Source organism: Leptolyngbya sp. AS-A5, from assembly GCF_039962495.1.
GTDB lineage: Bacteria > Cyanobacteriota > Cyanobacteriia > Leptolyngbyales > Leptolyngbyaceae > Leptolyngbya.
On sequence record NZ_JAMPLL010000033.1, the window covers coordinates 1 to 16,259 of the forward strand.

The 16,259-nt window shown below is 48.6% G+C and carries 10 protein-coding genes and 1 pseudogene; 1 reads left to right on the plus strand and 10 read right to left on the minus strand.

Annotated elements, in window-relative coordinates:
• Positions 1-100: pseudogene (locus NC980_RS22270) on the plus strand (IS5/IS1182 family transposase); the annotation flags it as partial.
• A gap of 148 nt (positions 101-248) precedes the next feature.
• Here the strand turns inward: NC980_RS22270 and NC980_RS22275 are convergent.
• The 10 genes from NC980_RS22275 to NC980_RS22320 form a co-directional block, all read right to left on the minus strand.
• Positions 249-503 carry a hypothetical protein gene (locus tag NC980_RS22275; protein ID WP_190377603.1) on the minus strand — a complete coding sequence of 85 codons (255 nt, stop codon included), beginning with the start codon at positions 501-503 and terminating at the stop codon, positions 249-251.
• Positions 500-2,518, minus strand: a complete 2,019-nt coding sequence (locus NC980_RS22280; RefSeq protein ID WP_190377604.1) for an ATP-binding protein — start codon at positions 2,516-2,518, stop codon at positions 500-502. Before NC980_RS22280 ends, NC980_RS22275 begins: the two co-directional genes overlap by 4 nt.
• Positions 2,515-3,816 carry a DUF4255 domain-containing protein gene (locus NC980_RS22285; RefSeq protein ID WP_190377605.1) on the minus strand — a complete coding sequence of 434 codons (1,302 nt, stop codon included), beginning with the start codon at positions 3,814-3,816 and terminating at the stop codon, positions 2,515-2,517. The genes NC980_RS22280 and NC980_RS22285 overlap by 4 nt, the downstream gene beginning before the upstream one ends.
• A complete protein-coding gene (locus NC980_RS22290; RefSeq protein ID WP_190377606.1) occupies positions 3,816-4,697 on the minus strand; it encodes a hypothetical protein in 882 nt (293 codons plus the stop codon). The genes NC980_RS22285 and NC980_RS22290 overlap by 1 nt, the downstream gene beginning before the upstream one ends.
• Complete coding sequence (locus NC980_RS22295; protein WP_190377607.1) at positions 4,694-5,431, minus strand: phage baseplate protein; 738 nt, start codon at positions 5,429-5,431, stop codon at positions 4,694-4,696. Before NC980_RS22295 ends, NC980_RS22290 begins: the two co-directional genes overlap by 4 nt.
• 8 nt (positions 5,432-5,439) lie before the next feature.
• On the minus strand, positions 5,440-5,964 hold the full coding sequence (locus NC980_RS22300) for a phage tail protein (RefSeq protein WP_190377608.1): 525 nt from the start codon (positions 5,962-5,964) through the stop codon (positions 5,440-5,442).
• An 11-nt stretch (positions 5,965-5,975) separates the two neighbouring features.
• A complete protein-coding gene (locus NC980_RS22305) occupies positions 5,976-7,517 on the minus strand; it encodes a phage tail sheath C-terminal domain-containing protein (protein WP_190377609.1) in 1,542 nt (513 codons plus the stop codon).
• Between the two features lie 90 nt (positions 7,518-7,607).
• Entirely contained in the window at positions 7,608-8,018 is a 411-nt protein-coding gene (locus tag NC980_RS22310) for a hypothetical protein (protein ID WP_190377610.1), read from the minus strand.
• A gap of 46 nt (positions 8,019-8,064) precedes the next feature.
• Positions 8,065-11,409 carry a DUF6519 domain-containing protein gene (locus NC980_RS22315; RefSeq protein ID WP_190377611.1) on the minus strand — a complete coding sequence of 1,115 codons (3,345 nt, stop codon included), beginning with the start codon at positions 11,407-11,409 and terminating at the stop codon, positions 8,065-8,067.
• A gap of 10 nt (positions 11,410-11,419) precedes the next feature.
• A complete protein-coding gene (locus NC980_RS22320; RefSeq protein ID WP_190377612.1) occupies positions 11,420-16,258 on the minus strand; it encodes a hypothetical protein in 4,839 nt (1,612 codons plus the stop codon).
• Position 16,259: the final 1 nt, after the last annotated feature.

The window sequence follows — 16,259 nt, forward strand, 5'->3', positions numbered from 1 at the left end:
GCTCAAGCAGTATCGTGCCATTGCCAGTCGGTATGACAACCGAGCGATCAACTTCTTAGGTGCAATCTATCTCGCAGCTTCGGTCATCTGGCTCAATTGATGACACGCCCTAGTTAGCCCCCGAATCGACGGATCTATTTTCAGCTGTTGTTGATTTTAAAGATAGAAACCTCGTTCTTAGCTTTTCTTAATCCACTCGTCGCATATCGCCTTAAATACATGATGTATGCGTTAGAGTCAGATAACCGTTAACGGTTTAGTTCTCTGTAAATTGCATGGGCGATCGCTTGCCCTATCCTAGTACCGGGCAGTTCTGAAATACCATCCAGTTCAATAGATAGATTAGCTAGTGTTCCAGCAGACTGCAAACGATTGGGAATGCCGTTCATAGTTAGCAAAGCAGTCAGTTCCGCTTCGATATCCGCATACAAACGGCGACGTTGGCTAGGGGGAAGAGATTTCCCTTCCAGAATGATGCGATCAATCAGCAGTTGAAGCTTCATCGGGTAACTCCTGTGGGAGAGATCCAGCGAAATTCTGCTTCGTTGATTGGACGATCGAGTTTGCGGAATTCGGTGCGAGCGGCACTCAGAACGATCGGCATTGCCACAGGTGTACCTGCATGAGCTGCTAGAAATGCTGCCGTTAAAACTACATTATGGATGCTGCCGCCCGTCAGATTCAGTTTGGCTAAACGGTTGAAATCTAAATCTTGTAGCGGTACTTGGGGAGGAAACGCTTTTTGCCAAATCAGACTGCGCTCCTTCACCCCAGGAAATGGAAAATTGATAACAAATCGCAGTCGCCGCATAAATGCTTGATCTAATGCGTTCTTCAGATTAGTAGCAAGAATGGCAAGTCCGCTATAGGACTCGATGCGCTGGAGGAGATAGTTGATTTCAATGTTGGCATAGCGATCGTGGGAATCTTTTACCTCACTGCGTTTACCAAACAGCGCATCTGCTTCATCAAAAAATAGAATCGTTCCACCATCTTCTGCGGCATCAAAAAGTCGCCGCAAATTCTTCTCGGTTTCGCCAATGTATTTACTCACCACCGCAGAAAGGTCAATGCGATATAGATTCAGTTGTAAATCGTTTGCAAGCACTTCTGCTGCCATCGTTTTACCTGTTCCACTTTCGCCAGAAAACAATGCGCTGATCCCAAGTCCTCGGTTCATTCGCTCCTGAAAACCCCATTGTTGATAGACCGTGCTGCGATGCCGGACTTGCTCGACAATCTGATGTAATAAGTTAAGTTCTTCGTCGGGTAAGACTAGCGTTTCCCAAGTTGCTTTTGGATCGAGTCGTCGAGCCAGCGTGTCTAACCTGGGGCGCGTGTAGGTGAGACATTTTTGCCAGATTTGGTCGCAAAACGAGTCATCAGAAGTCTTAGAGGCTAGTGCGGATTGTGCGATCGCAGGAATTGCCACTGCGTTTAGATCAAACTGGCTCGATAGCAAACCTGGGAGATGATTAGCAGTGTTTCCCAATGCCTCTGTCCAGAGTTGATACTGTTCTGGGGGCGTGGGTTTTTGGATATCGATCGTGTGATCACTGCGAGTCAGACCTGGTTGCGCTTCCCGACTGCTGATAAAAATCAATCCACCACTGCGAAGCAGGAACCGATGTAGGGGCTGCATTGCGCCATCTGAAGGAGTATCCGCGCGATCGTGGGCATCTAAATACAACGCGATCGGCAACAACAACGTTTCTCGATGCCACAGTCGAGCGAGGGTTTCGAGTTCGTTTGCTTGAGTGGGTAATAGTTCTATCGGCAATCGGTATAGGTTTGTTTTTAGGAGTGTGGCAATCTGTTGAGCGATCAGTTGTTTACTAGGGGAATCGGAACCGACCAACTGCACGATCGAAGTTTCCCAATCGGATTGTTCCAGTACATCAATTACGGTTTCTAGGGTTGCTTGTTGCGATCGCGGTAACTCAAGCGATCGCGGAGGACTCTCTAGCGGCATTAGAAAAGACGTTAGGCGATCGTCGAGATAGTTCAATCCTTTAATATAGTTCACAATCCGTTCATCGACTCGCAATGCACTGGTGGTCAAAGGTTGAGTGCTGGATTGTTGAATCTCAAGCAGTCGCCAATAGCGCAGTGGACGTTCAGGCGACAAAGCATCCCAAGTCGGCTGTTCAAAACAAGTGAGCGCTAGAGCAAACGTGGGATATGTCCAGTTGGCATGATCCTGCGCTTGAGCGCAGAGCGATGGAATATGCGTATCGAGTTCTGGAGCAATGCAAAGAAGAAGGATGTTTTGCTCAAATGGGGATAGCCCAAATCGTTCGCTCAAGATCATCAGAGCAGGCGGCGGTTGCATTTGAGCAGCGGTTGCTAACGCCTGTTCTGCCTGCTGCAATTTATGGGGTGACACAGCCGATGGACTAGCTAGAAGTCCTTTATCAGAAGCAGTCTCTGTGAGGTTGGTCAGGCGCAACCGGAGCCAGTGTAGTGCGGCTGACAAATACTGATCATTGTCAACTTGCCATTGCTCCAGGTTACTCATGACACCGTTACCTTTTGAGTTGGATCAAATTCTAATTTTGGCGGTGTTCCACGCACGAGCAAACTATCGATGCCATCAACCCGCAGGCGGACAAAATAATCCCCGGCAAGCACGGTCGCAGGAAGGGTAAATTCCAGTGTATTGTTTGGCACTGTAAGCTCGTCTCTGCCAACCTGGGTATCGCCAATCAGAAGTAAAGTCCGTTGTTCTGGCAGAATTCGCGGAGTGCAAGTCACTGTTAATCTTCGAGTCAACGGATTGTAATTGAGAGCGATGATGCGAGGTGCGATCGCAAGTGCTATCTCATTGGTTAACCGAGTTTCACGATTGCTCGAACCGTCTGGAAATTGACGCACTCGACTGATCACTACAGTGACGCTGTAAACTCCAACTAACCATTGGTTAGGATCTTCCAACGGTTGAGGTGCAAGAACCGCAGGATCAGGATTGTCCGGCAGACGGAACGTGAGTTGGTTGCTGGAGAACTCGCCCAAATTAGGCGGTTGTAGTGGGGTTTTGCGTCGGGGATGCTGAAGTCGGATTTCCGGCGTTTCACCTGGCTCTGGGTCAAGGTGATAGCCCTTGAGGAGGATGAGATCGCCAGAATTTACGCTACCATCGCCAGCACGCGCAACCCCTTGAGGGTTGGGAGTTTCGATATCCGTCAAGGTTGGGAATGGAGAAAGCAAATTGGGCTGAGCGGTCAGTCTGCGATCGAGGACAGGCAGAGGTGTACGGGCGGGACGAGCGCTCTCAATTAGAATGACCGAGACTTCATAGGCTACTGAGAGCCGATAGGGTGTGGTAAACGTTGTCCATAGCTTCGTGAGATCCTCGACAGATAGGGAGAGCGGTGTGATTCGCACTCGTTCGACTTGTTCATGCAGATCGTTTCGGGGAAGTGCAGTTCTAATGGCTTCTCGGTCTAGCACCGCATTATCGTGCAGGATACTCATGGCTCTGCCTAACCAGCGATGACCGTCAATGTCATCATCCCCTGCTCCACTCGTACTCATAAGGTAATGCAGTGTGAGTGCAAGCGGCTGTTGTCCAGTTTCTCCTGATCGAAGTTGAGTAGAAATATCGCGATTGCGCCAAGCGGCGTTGGGCAAGATCTGATAGAGGAATAGGTTGACGCGATCTGTTGCAGGATTTCCACCTCCAAAGACAATATCCGGGGGGTTGGCTGTGACTCGATCATTGGGAAGTGGACGATCGTCGGGGAGTCTTTGCAGTCCTTGAATCAAGAGTTGCCGTAAGGTTGCGGTGACGGCTGCGACTGCCAATTCATTACTCATTATTTGCCTCCATCCCGCTGATTAAGATAGTCACTCAGGGATAAGGCGGGCGTGGTTGAAGTTGATTTAGTCCGTGGTTTGGCGATCGAGGCGGGTGTGCTTCGGACTTCAATCCGCCCAATCCGCACTTCAATCACCGTGTCCTCGGAGGGCTGGCTCGGTTGAGGCAGCGACGCAGTAAGATGTCTCACGGAAGCTGGAGGAGCAGTGAGTTCTGTCAGTGTTGGCGCTTGCAAATTCACTAGTGGCACTGCGATCGTGGTTTCCCGTTCTATGGTTGTCTCCGAGGGCGGGGAAGATAGATCGACAAGGGTGGGAGGAACTAAAGGACGTTGGGCAGCGCGAACTTGAGAAAGCTGTTCGGAGGGTTTGACGGCTTGAGGGGAGACATCAGTAGAAGGCTCTACCAAGCTGGAATTCGGGCTGAACTGCGGCGGATCGAGGCGTTCATTCAGTGGAGCGATCGTCTCCTGCACTACTACAGGTTGCTGCGGTAAAAGCGGAGCTTGATTGACAACGGGATAGGCAGGAGCAGCAGTGGATTGAACGGGCGTAGTTGGAGGCGTTGAATCATTCTGTGGAACGTAAGATGAATCAGTGATAGGGGATTCTGTTAGATTCAACGAAGGCGAGTTGCTGATTTGAGAGTTTGTTGAATTATTGATTTGATGGTTTATTAAATTGTTGATTTCTAAATTGACCTCTAGACTAGTTTGGCGAACCTGCAATTCCTCGATCGCACGTTGAGAGGGAGTAGATAGAGTAGGAGTTGCGTCCAGTATGACTTCATCTACAGGTGCATAGCGAGATACCAGCCGAGGTTGAACTACGGGAGCAAGTCCTAAAGTGCGTTGGGCTAGGCGGGTGAGAAAATGGGTCATGAGCCGAGCAACTCCAAATAAAGATTGCGCCGCGTTGCACTCATTGCGAGGATGTCAGCTTCTTGCCAACTGTAGTGACGGGCGAGTTGATGCACTTCTAACAAGAGACGCTTGGCTTGTGCCGATAGTTCTGTCCAGAAGAAACTCACAATATCCAACAGGATTTGCCAGTCATACTCACACGCAGGACAACAGAGGTCGAGCAAAGTTTCGGCTTGTGGATCGAGTTCTGCCATTTGTGCTGCCAGTTGAGCCACGACCTGAGGTGGCAGTTCCTGGTGCGAAACCTCAGTGCCGTTGTGCGTAGCTTGGAGCAAACAGCGATCGAGCAATGATGCGGTTGCTTTCTCAACGGTACGATCACTGACGATCGCAGCCATATCAAAGCTATTGGGCAATCGAAATCGTCCTTCAAAGCCAGCAATGTCAAACCCATAGTCCACTTCGCGTGATTCACTGAGATCAACCAGTCGAATCTGATCGACGGAGAGCGAAAATTCCAGTGCTTCGCTACAGTGAGGACATTCGGCAAAACAATTGAGCGTCTTGCCAAACGTGATTTCCCGTAACGTCAATAGCAGTACATCTCGCTGTCCGACTGTGAGACGAGCGAGATCGCCGATCGCAGCATCGGGAAAAGCAATCGCCAGGAGAGACAACGCTCGATCGACCGGGTGCTGGCGCTGCCCCCGTTCCCAGATGCGAATAATCTGATCTGAAGAGAGAGGACGCATCGCAAAATCTAGGTGGGTTCTAGGAAGGACGGTTCAGTGGGTTCGGTAACATCATAGTCGCGTTCCCAGCCTTCGTTTTGTAGTTGGATACTTTGAATGGCAACGGCGTTGGCATTGGCATCGAGCTCAGGAAGTGCTGTAAATTCCGAGACCCAACAACGGTAGACTTTGTATGAGATCGCGGTCTGTCCTGCCTCGTTCATTACCTCAATGATGATATCTTTGCGAAAATCCTTGAGCGAGACTTCTGCGCCCAAGCCAGACCCATAGTTCCAAACTTTATTTGCCCATTGTTCAAATTCTTTGTCATGGGTGACACCGCGCTCTAGCATAATCGGCTCATACTTGGTTTGACCGGGCGAATGACGTTGGCTGCTAGCATCTCCACCTTCTCGATGGTTGACGACTTCGGTACTACGCTTGAGAGCACCGACTTTGCTAACACCTGCGACATATTTACCATCCCATTTGACCCGAAACTTGAAATTCTTGTACGGATCAAACCGTTGAGCATTGACACTAAACTGAGCCATGATTACCTCCTTTAGACTTCAATTTGACCCGCTAACTGTTGCAGTTTGATAATCACAAACTCTGCTGGTTTCAATGGAGCAAATCCGACCACAATGTTGACAATACCTAGATTGATATCATTCTGGGTAGTGGTTTCCTTGTCACATTTCACTAGATAGGCTTCCCGTGGCGTTTTGCCCTGAAAGGCTCCCTGCCGGAACAGGTTATTCATAAATGCCCCAATGTTCAAGCGAATCTGTGCCCATAGCGGCTCATCATTCGGTTCAAATACAACCCATTGTGTGCCCCGGTACAGACTTTCTTCCAGGAACAGTGCCATCCGTCGCACGGGCACATACTTCCATTCTGAAGCCAGACGATCTGCTCCCGCAGCGGTTCTGGACCCCCAAACCACATTTCCATAGGTTGGGAAGGAACGAATGCAATTGAGTCCTAGGGGATTTAACTGACCATTTTCACCATCTGTCATCTTGTACCCTAGTTCACGCACTCCCAAAAGACCTGCTTCAGTGCCAGCCGGAGCTTTCCAAACACCCCGATTGACATCTGTGCGGGTAAAAATGCCTGCGATCGCGCCACAAGGCGCAAATTCTTGAGTGCGATTCTCCTGAAGCGGATCCGCCATCTTGAGGCGGGGAAAAAAGACTGCGGCATTGCGGGCAAGGGCTTCACCGCCTAAGTCCGAGCGTAGCTGATTCATCCCAGCCACTGCTTGCGAAATGGTTTTCCAGCCAGAGGGAGGATCCACAATTAATAAAGCGCGTTTATCTTGACAATATTTGACAGCAGCTGCCAAGGTCACATCAGGGGTCACATCTAGTGCACGAGTCAGAGGTGGAATACACAACAAGTTAAATAAATCTGTTTTCTCAAGGGCGTATAGCCCTTTTCGGTCACGTCGCAATGATTCACTAGCGATTTGACTATCCGTAATCTCATTGCCGTCATTGCCCTCTTCGCTAAAAGCCTCAAAATCAGAAATGGCAGTAGGGCGTTCTTCAAGATTAGAGCTGTCTGCTGCGTTGACTAAAACAGCCTCCTGCGCAATTACGGTTTTATAAAAGCGACGGGCATCCAGATCTGTGGAAAGATTGCGTAGCGTTTCAGTCGCAACTACTTTGTTGGTTCCCCGTGTCTCCAGTTCTTCAATCATCAAGTTGAACAGGGTTGGATCATCCGGATTGCTGGTATTGTGATCGATCTTGGCGCGTAAGTTTTTGCCCCATGCTCCTGGACTGGAGGCTTCCAAAATCAGCCCTCCCAAGTTGACCTTAGAAACTTCGCCACCATTATCTACTCGCACAATCAGGGCATCTTGCCCACCATTTTGGAAGAAGTGCTGAACTGCATAGCTCATTGTGCCTTTGAGCCACAATCCACCAAACTGGCGCTCAAACTCTCCAAAACTTTGCACCCGGATTGGTTCATCAATACGTCCTTTAAGCGCACGACCGATGAAGGCGGTGATGGAAGTTGCAACGCCCGTAATGGTGCGAACGCCACTTGGAATTTCCTCAATATAAACACCTGGATAAGTAAGGGGCACGGGCATAATAACCTTCTCCTTCTAGGACAGATTGATGACAAATAAAGTAAGACCCTGACACAAACAGAAGCATTGAAACGATTCTGATCTGAACCTTTATGGTGTGGCATCTCGCCCCACTAAAATTTCAATTACGGCTGGTTCTTTTTTTGCATTCTCCTCTAGGTTGTTTGAGAATTTGATGGTCTTAACAGCGCCGAGGAGAGTTGCGATCGTTTCTGCTCCCGAATAGAGTTGAGGCGTACTCAGATTGGTAACAGGCTTGCCATCCGGTTCATAGGTCAGCTTTTTCCCATCTGCGGCATCGGGTGGGGTGTACAGACTGGATTTGATCAACAAGAAGCTCACGCCTTTATCACCGGGTTGGATTTCCACTGAAACCTCTGCACCGGATGCAACACTAACCTCGATCTTGTCGTAGGCTTCGATCGGAATTTTGATCGGAGCAACGGGAACCTGGGGTCCTCCTTCAACCTGAATACTTAAGCCGACATTGATGTTAGGCATTTCTTGTTCTCCGATAAGTCACCATTGATGAATAAAGTCTCTACATTCAAGTCAGTAGGCGGCGAATAAAGCGTTTGAGAGTTTGGAACCATGGTTTGCGGTGGCGAGATCGGTGCAAACTATGGGAAATCGCGAGGGCAGGGGTTGCGATCGCTTCGGCGTTGTGTGCTGCACCAACTGTGGCTCGACGATCGTTCTCCTGCGCTTCTAAGGCGCTGATCTTTTCTCGTAAATGTTCTAGTTCACGCTGTTGGTCTTTTAGTTCACGCTGTTGGTCTTTGACAGCTTGCGTCAGAACGGCAACGATATCCATTAATTTGACGGCTTGCTTGTCCGCAGAAGTGAAGACATTTGGCGTGTCTTCTGCAATAAATCCAAGATGCAGAGACTTGTTGGCGTCCTCGGTATAGATAAATCGAACCGGGCTGAGAGCCTGGAGCAGCGTTGCAGTATCCTGGCTGTTGAGCGTTGTAATATCTTCCTTGAGCGTCCGGGATGAAATCTGGTGATAGGTTCCCGATGTGATTGATTTCTGGATGAGAACCGTTTTAGCACCAATACTGTCGGTGGCTAGATTTTTTGCTACGAATTGGTCTGCTCGAACCTCTCCATTCACCTCTAGCAAAGCTGGAGAAGTTGTGTTTCCTAAGATCCTCAAAGTCCCGCCTGTGACAGATTTACCCAAGGTGAGATCGGTGTTGACCCTCAGAAGATCTGTGGTCAAGGTTTTAGTGACCGTTGCATCTCCAGTGACTTTTAAGGCAGGCGTGGTAGGAGTGCCCAGGATTTCTAGATTGCCAACGGTTGCGGTCCCATTGACTTGAAGGGATTCCGTGGTTGTCTTTTGAGTGACCGTTGCGTTGGTGGTCACTTGAAGTTCTTCTGTCTTCGTTTTTTTGGCGATCGTGATATTTCCTTTAATCTCAGCATTTTCGGCGACGACTGCCGATTTATTCACTTGCAGGGATTCTGTGGTTGTCTTTTTCGCGATCGTGGCATCGTTACCAATCTGAATATCTTGGACAGTGGCATCTTTAGAGACTTGAAGCGATTCCGTAGTCGTTTTTTTGGCAACGGTTATATCTTCGTCAATTCGAGCATCCTTGGTAACTTGCAGAGATTCCGTGGTCGTCTTTTTGGCAACGGTTATATCTTCGTCAATTTGAGCATCCTTGGTAACTTGTAAGGATTCTGTCGTTGTCTTTTTCGCAATCGTTGCCGTTCCACTCACTTGGAGGTTTTGAGCGATCGCAACATTTCCCCCCGTAAATTGAAAGTTAGCGTTTTTAGTAGGTTCTGCTTTAAATTCAATATCTGTATTGTTAAGTTGAATGATGCCAAAAGGTTCAGGTGTTTCCGTTGTTGGATTCTTGGCGATCTGAAAAGCACTTCCCTGAAAGGTGAGCGCTGAGAGCTTGTCGGGTATCTTGAGTTTAGTCGCAGTGAGTGTTCCTTTAACTTCTAAATCGCCTTGGATCACTCCGTCTCTAGTATCAAACGTATAAGCTAGCGCAGGAAAGACAAACCGTTGGTCTTGTTGCTTATCCTGTGCTTCGTCCTGGGGTGGAACGAACTCTCCATCTGCGGCTGCGACCACGGCTAGAAGCGCATAGTCGTGTTCAATGCCCAGAGCAGCTTGCGGTAAAGGCTGACGCTTATTCAAGTCTTCTGTCTGATCATTTGCCCATTCGATATCATTCGTTGCGGCTCTTGCGGGAATCACCCAATAGTCACCCGTTTTATAGTTGGAGTCTGGGTAAAATTTCACTTTGATGCCCGCTTCCAATTCAGCCCACTCACTGCGGGTGAGAATAGTGGCGTCCTTGGTCATGTGATCCCACAACCTCACTTTAGTTGAATTGGGAATTGCATCACCGACTAAGCTTGCAACATCAAATTCGATTTTGTTGCCAGAAACTCGGTTTAGGCGGGCTAATTGTCCGGGTTGACCTTTTAGCTCTCGTTCTTCATTCAGAATCTCAATCCATTGTCCCGATTTCGCTGCTGCCCAGGCATCTTGTGCAGATTTGCGAATCACAATAATGCCTTTCTCAAAGCGATCGTTGTCCTCAATCAGGCTCACAATGCTGCCGTTGTTGCGAGACCATTTGAAAGTCGCTTTCTGGCTAGATGGATCTTCGCCCACCTTACCGGGATCGTGGATCTCAACGCGATAGAGCTGATTCTCTAATCGGCGATAGCCGCTATCACTGGAGGTCGTTCCACCCGATGCAGGACAGAGTTTGGCACAAGCATTCATAGAAACTTGTCGCCTGCTGTCTTTGCCAAGAAACTGCTTTTTGATTCGTTGAATTAAGGCTTGAATATTAGCATTGTATGTTTTGGGATCGGCTTTCAGCAATTCAAGGATTTGCTGAAATTCCTGAGTTAACTCCGTCTTCTCAGTCTCTGAAAGTGAAGTGATGAGTTGAGTAAACTGTTGAGTTAAATTGTTAATGCTATCGAGTGTAGCAGACTCCATCTCTGTAGTGAGTGTATCGATCTGATCAGTTTTATCAGGAAGCTTTCCGACGATCGTTGCCTTAAAGGTCTTAAGCCTGTCAGAGAATCCTTCAATCAGCGCGTTAAAACTCTTCAGCAGTGCTGTTTCCTCTTCCTTTGACAAAGAGCAGTCTTGAATCAGCGATCGATCAAATTTTCTCAGTTTGACCTGCCAAACCGTTTGTGTGCGAGTTGTGGTATCGGGAATGTTTAAGGCAACTTCTCGCAATCCTGGATCTTCGACAACGGTAACGTGACGTTGCCAAACATCGAGATAGACAAGGTAAAGTCCATCTGGGATTGGTTCCTTAATCGCATCCTTAAATTCAGGCTCCGGATAGTCTACCTGAGTCTTATAGGTGACAATTCGAGTTAACTGTCCCTTTTGACTAATCTTCGCGCTTAACGGAAGTTCTAAGGTTTGGGGGTTAATCTCTGGTTGAATTTGCAGGATTGTTCCGTCCTGAACCTTGACCCATTGACCTTCTTCAAACTTACGCCCATCCACCATCAGGCTATCAACTTTAACCCGCTCCGAGGGAGAAGAAGGAGAAAGACTATACTGAATTGGCGTTGCTTCGAGTTGGCAAAGCGTCCCGTTGACGTAGAAGCGGCCCGGAGCAATGATCAGATCTTTGCCATCGCTCGTCACACTGATTTTGAAGCTTTCTTTATATGCTTTATCGGTTTTTTCTCGCTGATCGTTCTCACTAGTGGGGGCACCGCTTGCTGCTCCAATCAAGTCCAGCACTTGTGTGCGATACAAGTGCGCCTGAATATCTGCCTGCTCATTCCAGTCAGAGTCGAGTTGCAGGCGACCTTGCTGCATCCGAACACTGGTGTAGTGTTTATCACGTCGAAACGTCAATCGGGTGAAATCGCCTTTCATCCCACTCTCCTCAAGTGATATATACAATTCCTGCTTCTAATCCAAATCGCAAATACTCTTCTAGGTTGGCTTGCAAGTTTGCCTGCCGTTGCGGTTGCTTCAAATTGTTAAATACTCCTATTTCTGCTCCGTCTTCTGCCCCCGTTCGGATCTCGATCGCGCAGTTTTGATTGAGTTGAGCATAGCCTGGATCACCATAACGAGTAGACGTAAAGGTGGGTTGCAGTTGCTCGATTAGCACGAGCTTTTCGATCACGTTGAGCAGTTCTGTATTGATAGATTGCCAGGATTCTCCTTCATCGATCGAACGATAAACACCTCCCGCAGCAGTTCCAGCAAATAAGTGCCCATTGTTTTGATCGACTGCTAGGGCTGTAATTGCTAACCCTTCGAGATCTAAACTGAGCGGTTGCCACTGATCGCCCCTTGTCACAGATCGAAAAAGCTTACCATCTGCGGTTGCAGCAATCAGAAGAGAATAGGGTTTGTAGGGGGTTCCAGGCGGCAAAGCAGGAGAAAATTCCGCTTGAAGCGTTAGAGCAATGTTGGATTCTATCGATTGAATGAGTTGCGATCGCCCACTCAGGGTAAAGGGTTCTCCGGGTTGCAATCCTTCTTCCCGAAAGAATGTATTCTGACCATTGATAAAGAATGTATTCTGACCATTGATCACCTCCTGCTCACTTTCAACTGTTGCGCTGACTTCACAAACCAATAAAGCGGTGATATCAAAACTAGAGAGACCGTGGTGAACTGGAACCCACTGTTCCCGTATCAGTTCTAGCTGTGGAGACAAGCGAAATACTCCTCCGCCTGCTGTCCCAGCCAATATTGTTTCACTTGAATCAATGACTAAGGCTGAAATGTTGTAATTCTTTAAACCTTGATTCAAGGGAACCCATTGTTCTTTGGGGTAGTCCTCAGTGTTGTCGGTAATCCATTCAAACACACCGTCTCCCGCAGTTCCAGCAAAGATCTGCCCGGCTGAGTTGACGACGAGAGAACGGACATCTAGGTTCGTTAGATTGCTACTCATGGTGCTCCAGTTCTCGCCCGTGGCATTGCCTCTGAAAACGCCGTCTCCGGCAGTCGCGGCAATCAAAGTCTCAAGGTGAAATGCGATCACAGCAGCAGGTAAAGGAGTGATGGGAGTATCTAACGTGAGGCGAGTTTTCTCAATCGATGCCTCAACGGTGACAATCTTGCGGGTTTCACCGTTTTCTCTCTTAATGAAATCCCCGGCTTGAAATTTTCCCATCGGAATCCGTTGATTGATCTCTAGCTGTGAACCATCGCCCATTAATGTTCCTTCAAACTTCCATTGCTGTTGGCGTAACACAGTAATCGTTGCCGTGGCTCCGGAAAGCTTTAGGGATTCCCAAGTGTTGCCATTGTTCACCAATCGAAAAAGCTGTCCTGCGGTTGTTCCTGCCAGAACAAGCTGAGAGGAATCAGCGAACAGAGCAGCAACATAGGAGTTTTCTAAAGGTTGGGTCTTCTCCCAGAGGTCGCCGTGAGTGAGCGATCGGAAAACGCCTCCGCCTGCACTTGCAACAAAGAGAGCGGAAGCATGACTCGCAAGAGAGGTAATTGCATCAGGAATGGGGTCTAGCGCTTCCTGAAATGCCTTGTCTGGTTGACATTGATAGCGAGGCGGGGTCTGCGATCCCACTGGGACATGAGAGAAGCGCATACAGCCCGTCTGATGCAATTGCACTGCGACTTTCTGGGTAAATAAACTATTGCTGGCTTCTAGACTCCGCACCGTTGTCATTCCCAGAATGGTCGAGGTGAAGATTTCTGTGTCGGTTCCAGGTGCAGCAATAGCAAATTTGCCCGTGTCTTCAGCACAACTATCCACAATGCTATCTTCAATGCTCAGTTTCGGAACTGTATCGGTTAACGTAATCGCACCACAAATGCTGTGATAGAGGTTGATTTCCAGACGGGAATTGTCTTGCGGATCAGGTTCTTCGTCAGATGGAGCATCCCAGTCTAAATCGACCTCTGCAATCTGAGGGAAAAGCGTTTGCCAAATTTCGGTGACGAGACGATTGATCTGCTGCGTGACTAATTGAGTGACTTGCCCTAAATAACGCTCAGGGTTTCGATCGAGCTTAGAAGTAGCAGCCCAGGCATCTTGAGCAAATGCCAGCACTGTCATGATCGATGCAATGGGAGCTAACGGATCTTCTAGATCAAAGAGACAACAATCAGAAGAGCGATCCGCTTGTGGTGTTGGAACCTGTAGTCCTCCTTGTCCTGGAACGATCGTCGAGTGAATGACTTGCAACCGCTTTAGATATCCTGGCAGGACGGTGAGTTGCCCTTCAATCAGCAATCCTTCCAGAATTAACATACCTGGATTGGGCGCGATCGCAGGAGCCGTTCCCTGTACCCAAACATGACCAGCAAGATGAGGACGACACCCATCGGCTGCAATCATCTTCAGTTTTTTTCCTTGAGGAATCGCGATTTCTAAGTCGCCTGTATAGGTCAGACTGTCTTTAATTAAAAGGATTCCAGAATTGTCTGAATCAGGCTCTTGAGGGACTATTCCCAATTGCTGCCAGTCCTGCTTCGCTGGAGGATCGATCGGCTGAATTGGCAATCCCTGGTCTTTCTGGCTGGAAATGAACAAAACTAATTTTTGCGCTGCATAGTTACTCAGATCAAATCGATAGGCGTATTCGAGCTTGATACCTCGATCTTTGATTGTTCCAGCCGCGATCGCAATACTAGACCCCATTGAAGTCACAGTCAGCCCATTGATCTCTAGATCGCTCACGAAGCTTTGATCTACCACAACCTTAACTTTGGGAACTTCTAGCTTGGCAATGCGGGTATCGCGATTGGAATCTATTTCTGTCTCCGACAAGAGATACTCAAGTTGCCAGCCTGAACCCATAGAACGAACAACTAAATGAACCAGAACGCCTTGGTAAGCTGCTAGATCGAGGAGTTGCGGAGTAGTATTGATAAAAACGTTGCCCTGTGGATTGACGGCTGTTCCTGGAGTCATCACCGCTTCCAAGGTTCCGGGGCGCACTTTGATATCCAATCCCTGAGCAATACCCGATCGGAACGAGTCATTCCGAACGCTCAAGTCTGGTTGATTGCTACAGTGAGCATTCTCACCTGGAATTGTTAGGCGTGCGATCGCAATCAATGTGCCTTCAGAATAACCCGTATCTGCGATCGCGGTTTCAGGCACTAACGCAAACTGATAATTGACTCCCTCTGGAGCAGCGCGGTAGCAGATTACCAGCACTAATGTTCCACTCTGATCGGGAGATGCAAGCTGATTCAAGTCAATGGTTTCGAGTTGCCAAACTCTCAGGCATCGCCCTTGATAATCGATCGCTAATCCTGGTGTAACGAAAACTTGGGTTGGACAAAAACCCGGCAGAACTTCCAGTCCTTCTACAACTCCAGGCTTAAAGCGGGGCAGAATGTCTAGCATACTAGTTCGGACTTGGCTGACTTGTACCGGAGGAATGCTGATTTGAGCAAGGGGAACATGAACGCGATCGCGGATTCCCTGCCAAGCGGCAGTGGTTTGATTCCAAGTCTGAATTGCAGTCTCTAGAGGATTATCATCGGCAGAAGCAATCTGCTCCACCTCACAGTAGAGCGGGTCGATCCAGGGAAGTTCTAGTTCATTCTCGATAGAGTATTGCGGTGACTTCAGTAAATCCGCTTTGTTAGCGCCGCGACTATAGGAGCCACCGCCTAGGTCATCACTAAATCCGTAGAGATAGTTCACCTCGACCTGATCGGGTACGGCATCTGCTAGAAATGCAATCAGTCCGCGTTCTGGATCTACTGCAACGACTTTGGTCGGAACGGTAACATCGTCTTGATCTTGCTCAAAATCAACATTAGGGACTTGCTGAGAATCTACCTCGCAAATCAAAATTTCTTCAGGTGGGATCGGGTTAGGCTGCCCATTGATAAAGATTTGTAGTACCGGACTACTATCATTAAAGTAGCGCGGCAAAGGTAATAGTTTTCCGTGAGTTCGCAACTGTCCCCGTTGCTTGAGTTCACGGGCTAGGAGATTGGATCGTAATGGCGCGGGTAGATTAATTTCCTGAGCTTGCTGAGTGACATCAGTAGCTGTCTGGGGTTGGTTGAACAGAGGGATACTACCGCCCAAAGGATCGAAAGTGAAGCACCGTTCCGCAACAGCACGGGCAGTTCCTCGTTGGATTGGATAGCTCTGGAGTCGCCAAACAAAGATGCCGATGTTGGGGATACCGTATTCCCCCCCTTGGCTTGCTCGACGGACTTCGGTTGTGTAAGCCGCAAATTGCTCAAAGGGTGTTCCAATCTGTGCGATCGCACTTGAGTTACGTAGGTCGATCGTGGCACTGTTCATTCGCTGATGATTGAGATTTTGAGTTGTGGCTAACAACCGCGAAAATTCAATCACTCTTGCTCTCCATCCGGTCACATCCCGCACTAACTGTTCTAGAACCGGGGTCGTACCTTTCCGGCGACGATAAGCTAACGTATTGGCGACATAGGCTCGTCGCTCTTGTTGTCCGTAGGGGCGGGTATCGAGTGGTCGATCGTTCTGGTCGGCTTGTACCAGCGAATTCGTGGGGAAAGAACTGGCGTAGAGTGTTCGCACGTCCAATAGATCGCCCATATAGGGAATTGCCCATTCAACACAGGTTTCAATAAACCAGTTGTCATAGAGAGCGTCAATATCTTCCTCGATCGCAAAGACTTCCTGCTCAATGACTGCCAGCAGTGCTTTTAAGGGTTCTCCCTCTGCCGCATCTCGAATTTGATAGATGGCGGGGAGAAGTCGATAGAGACGATCGCGTGAAGTTTGATTCATA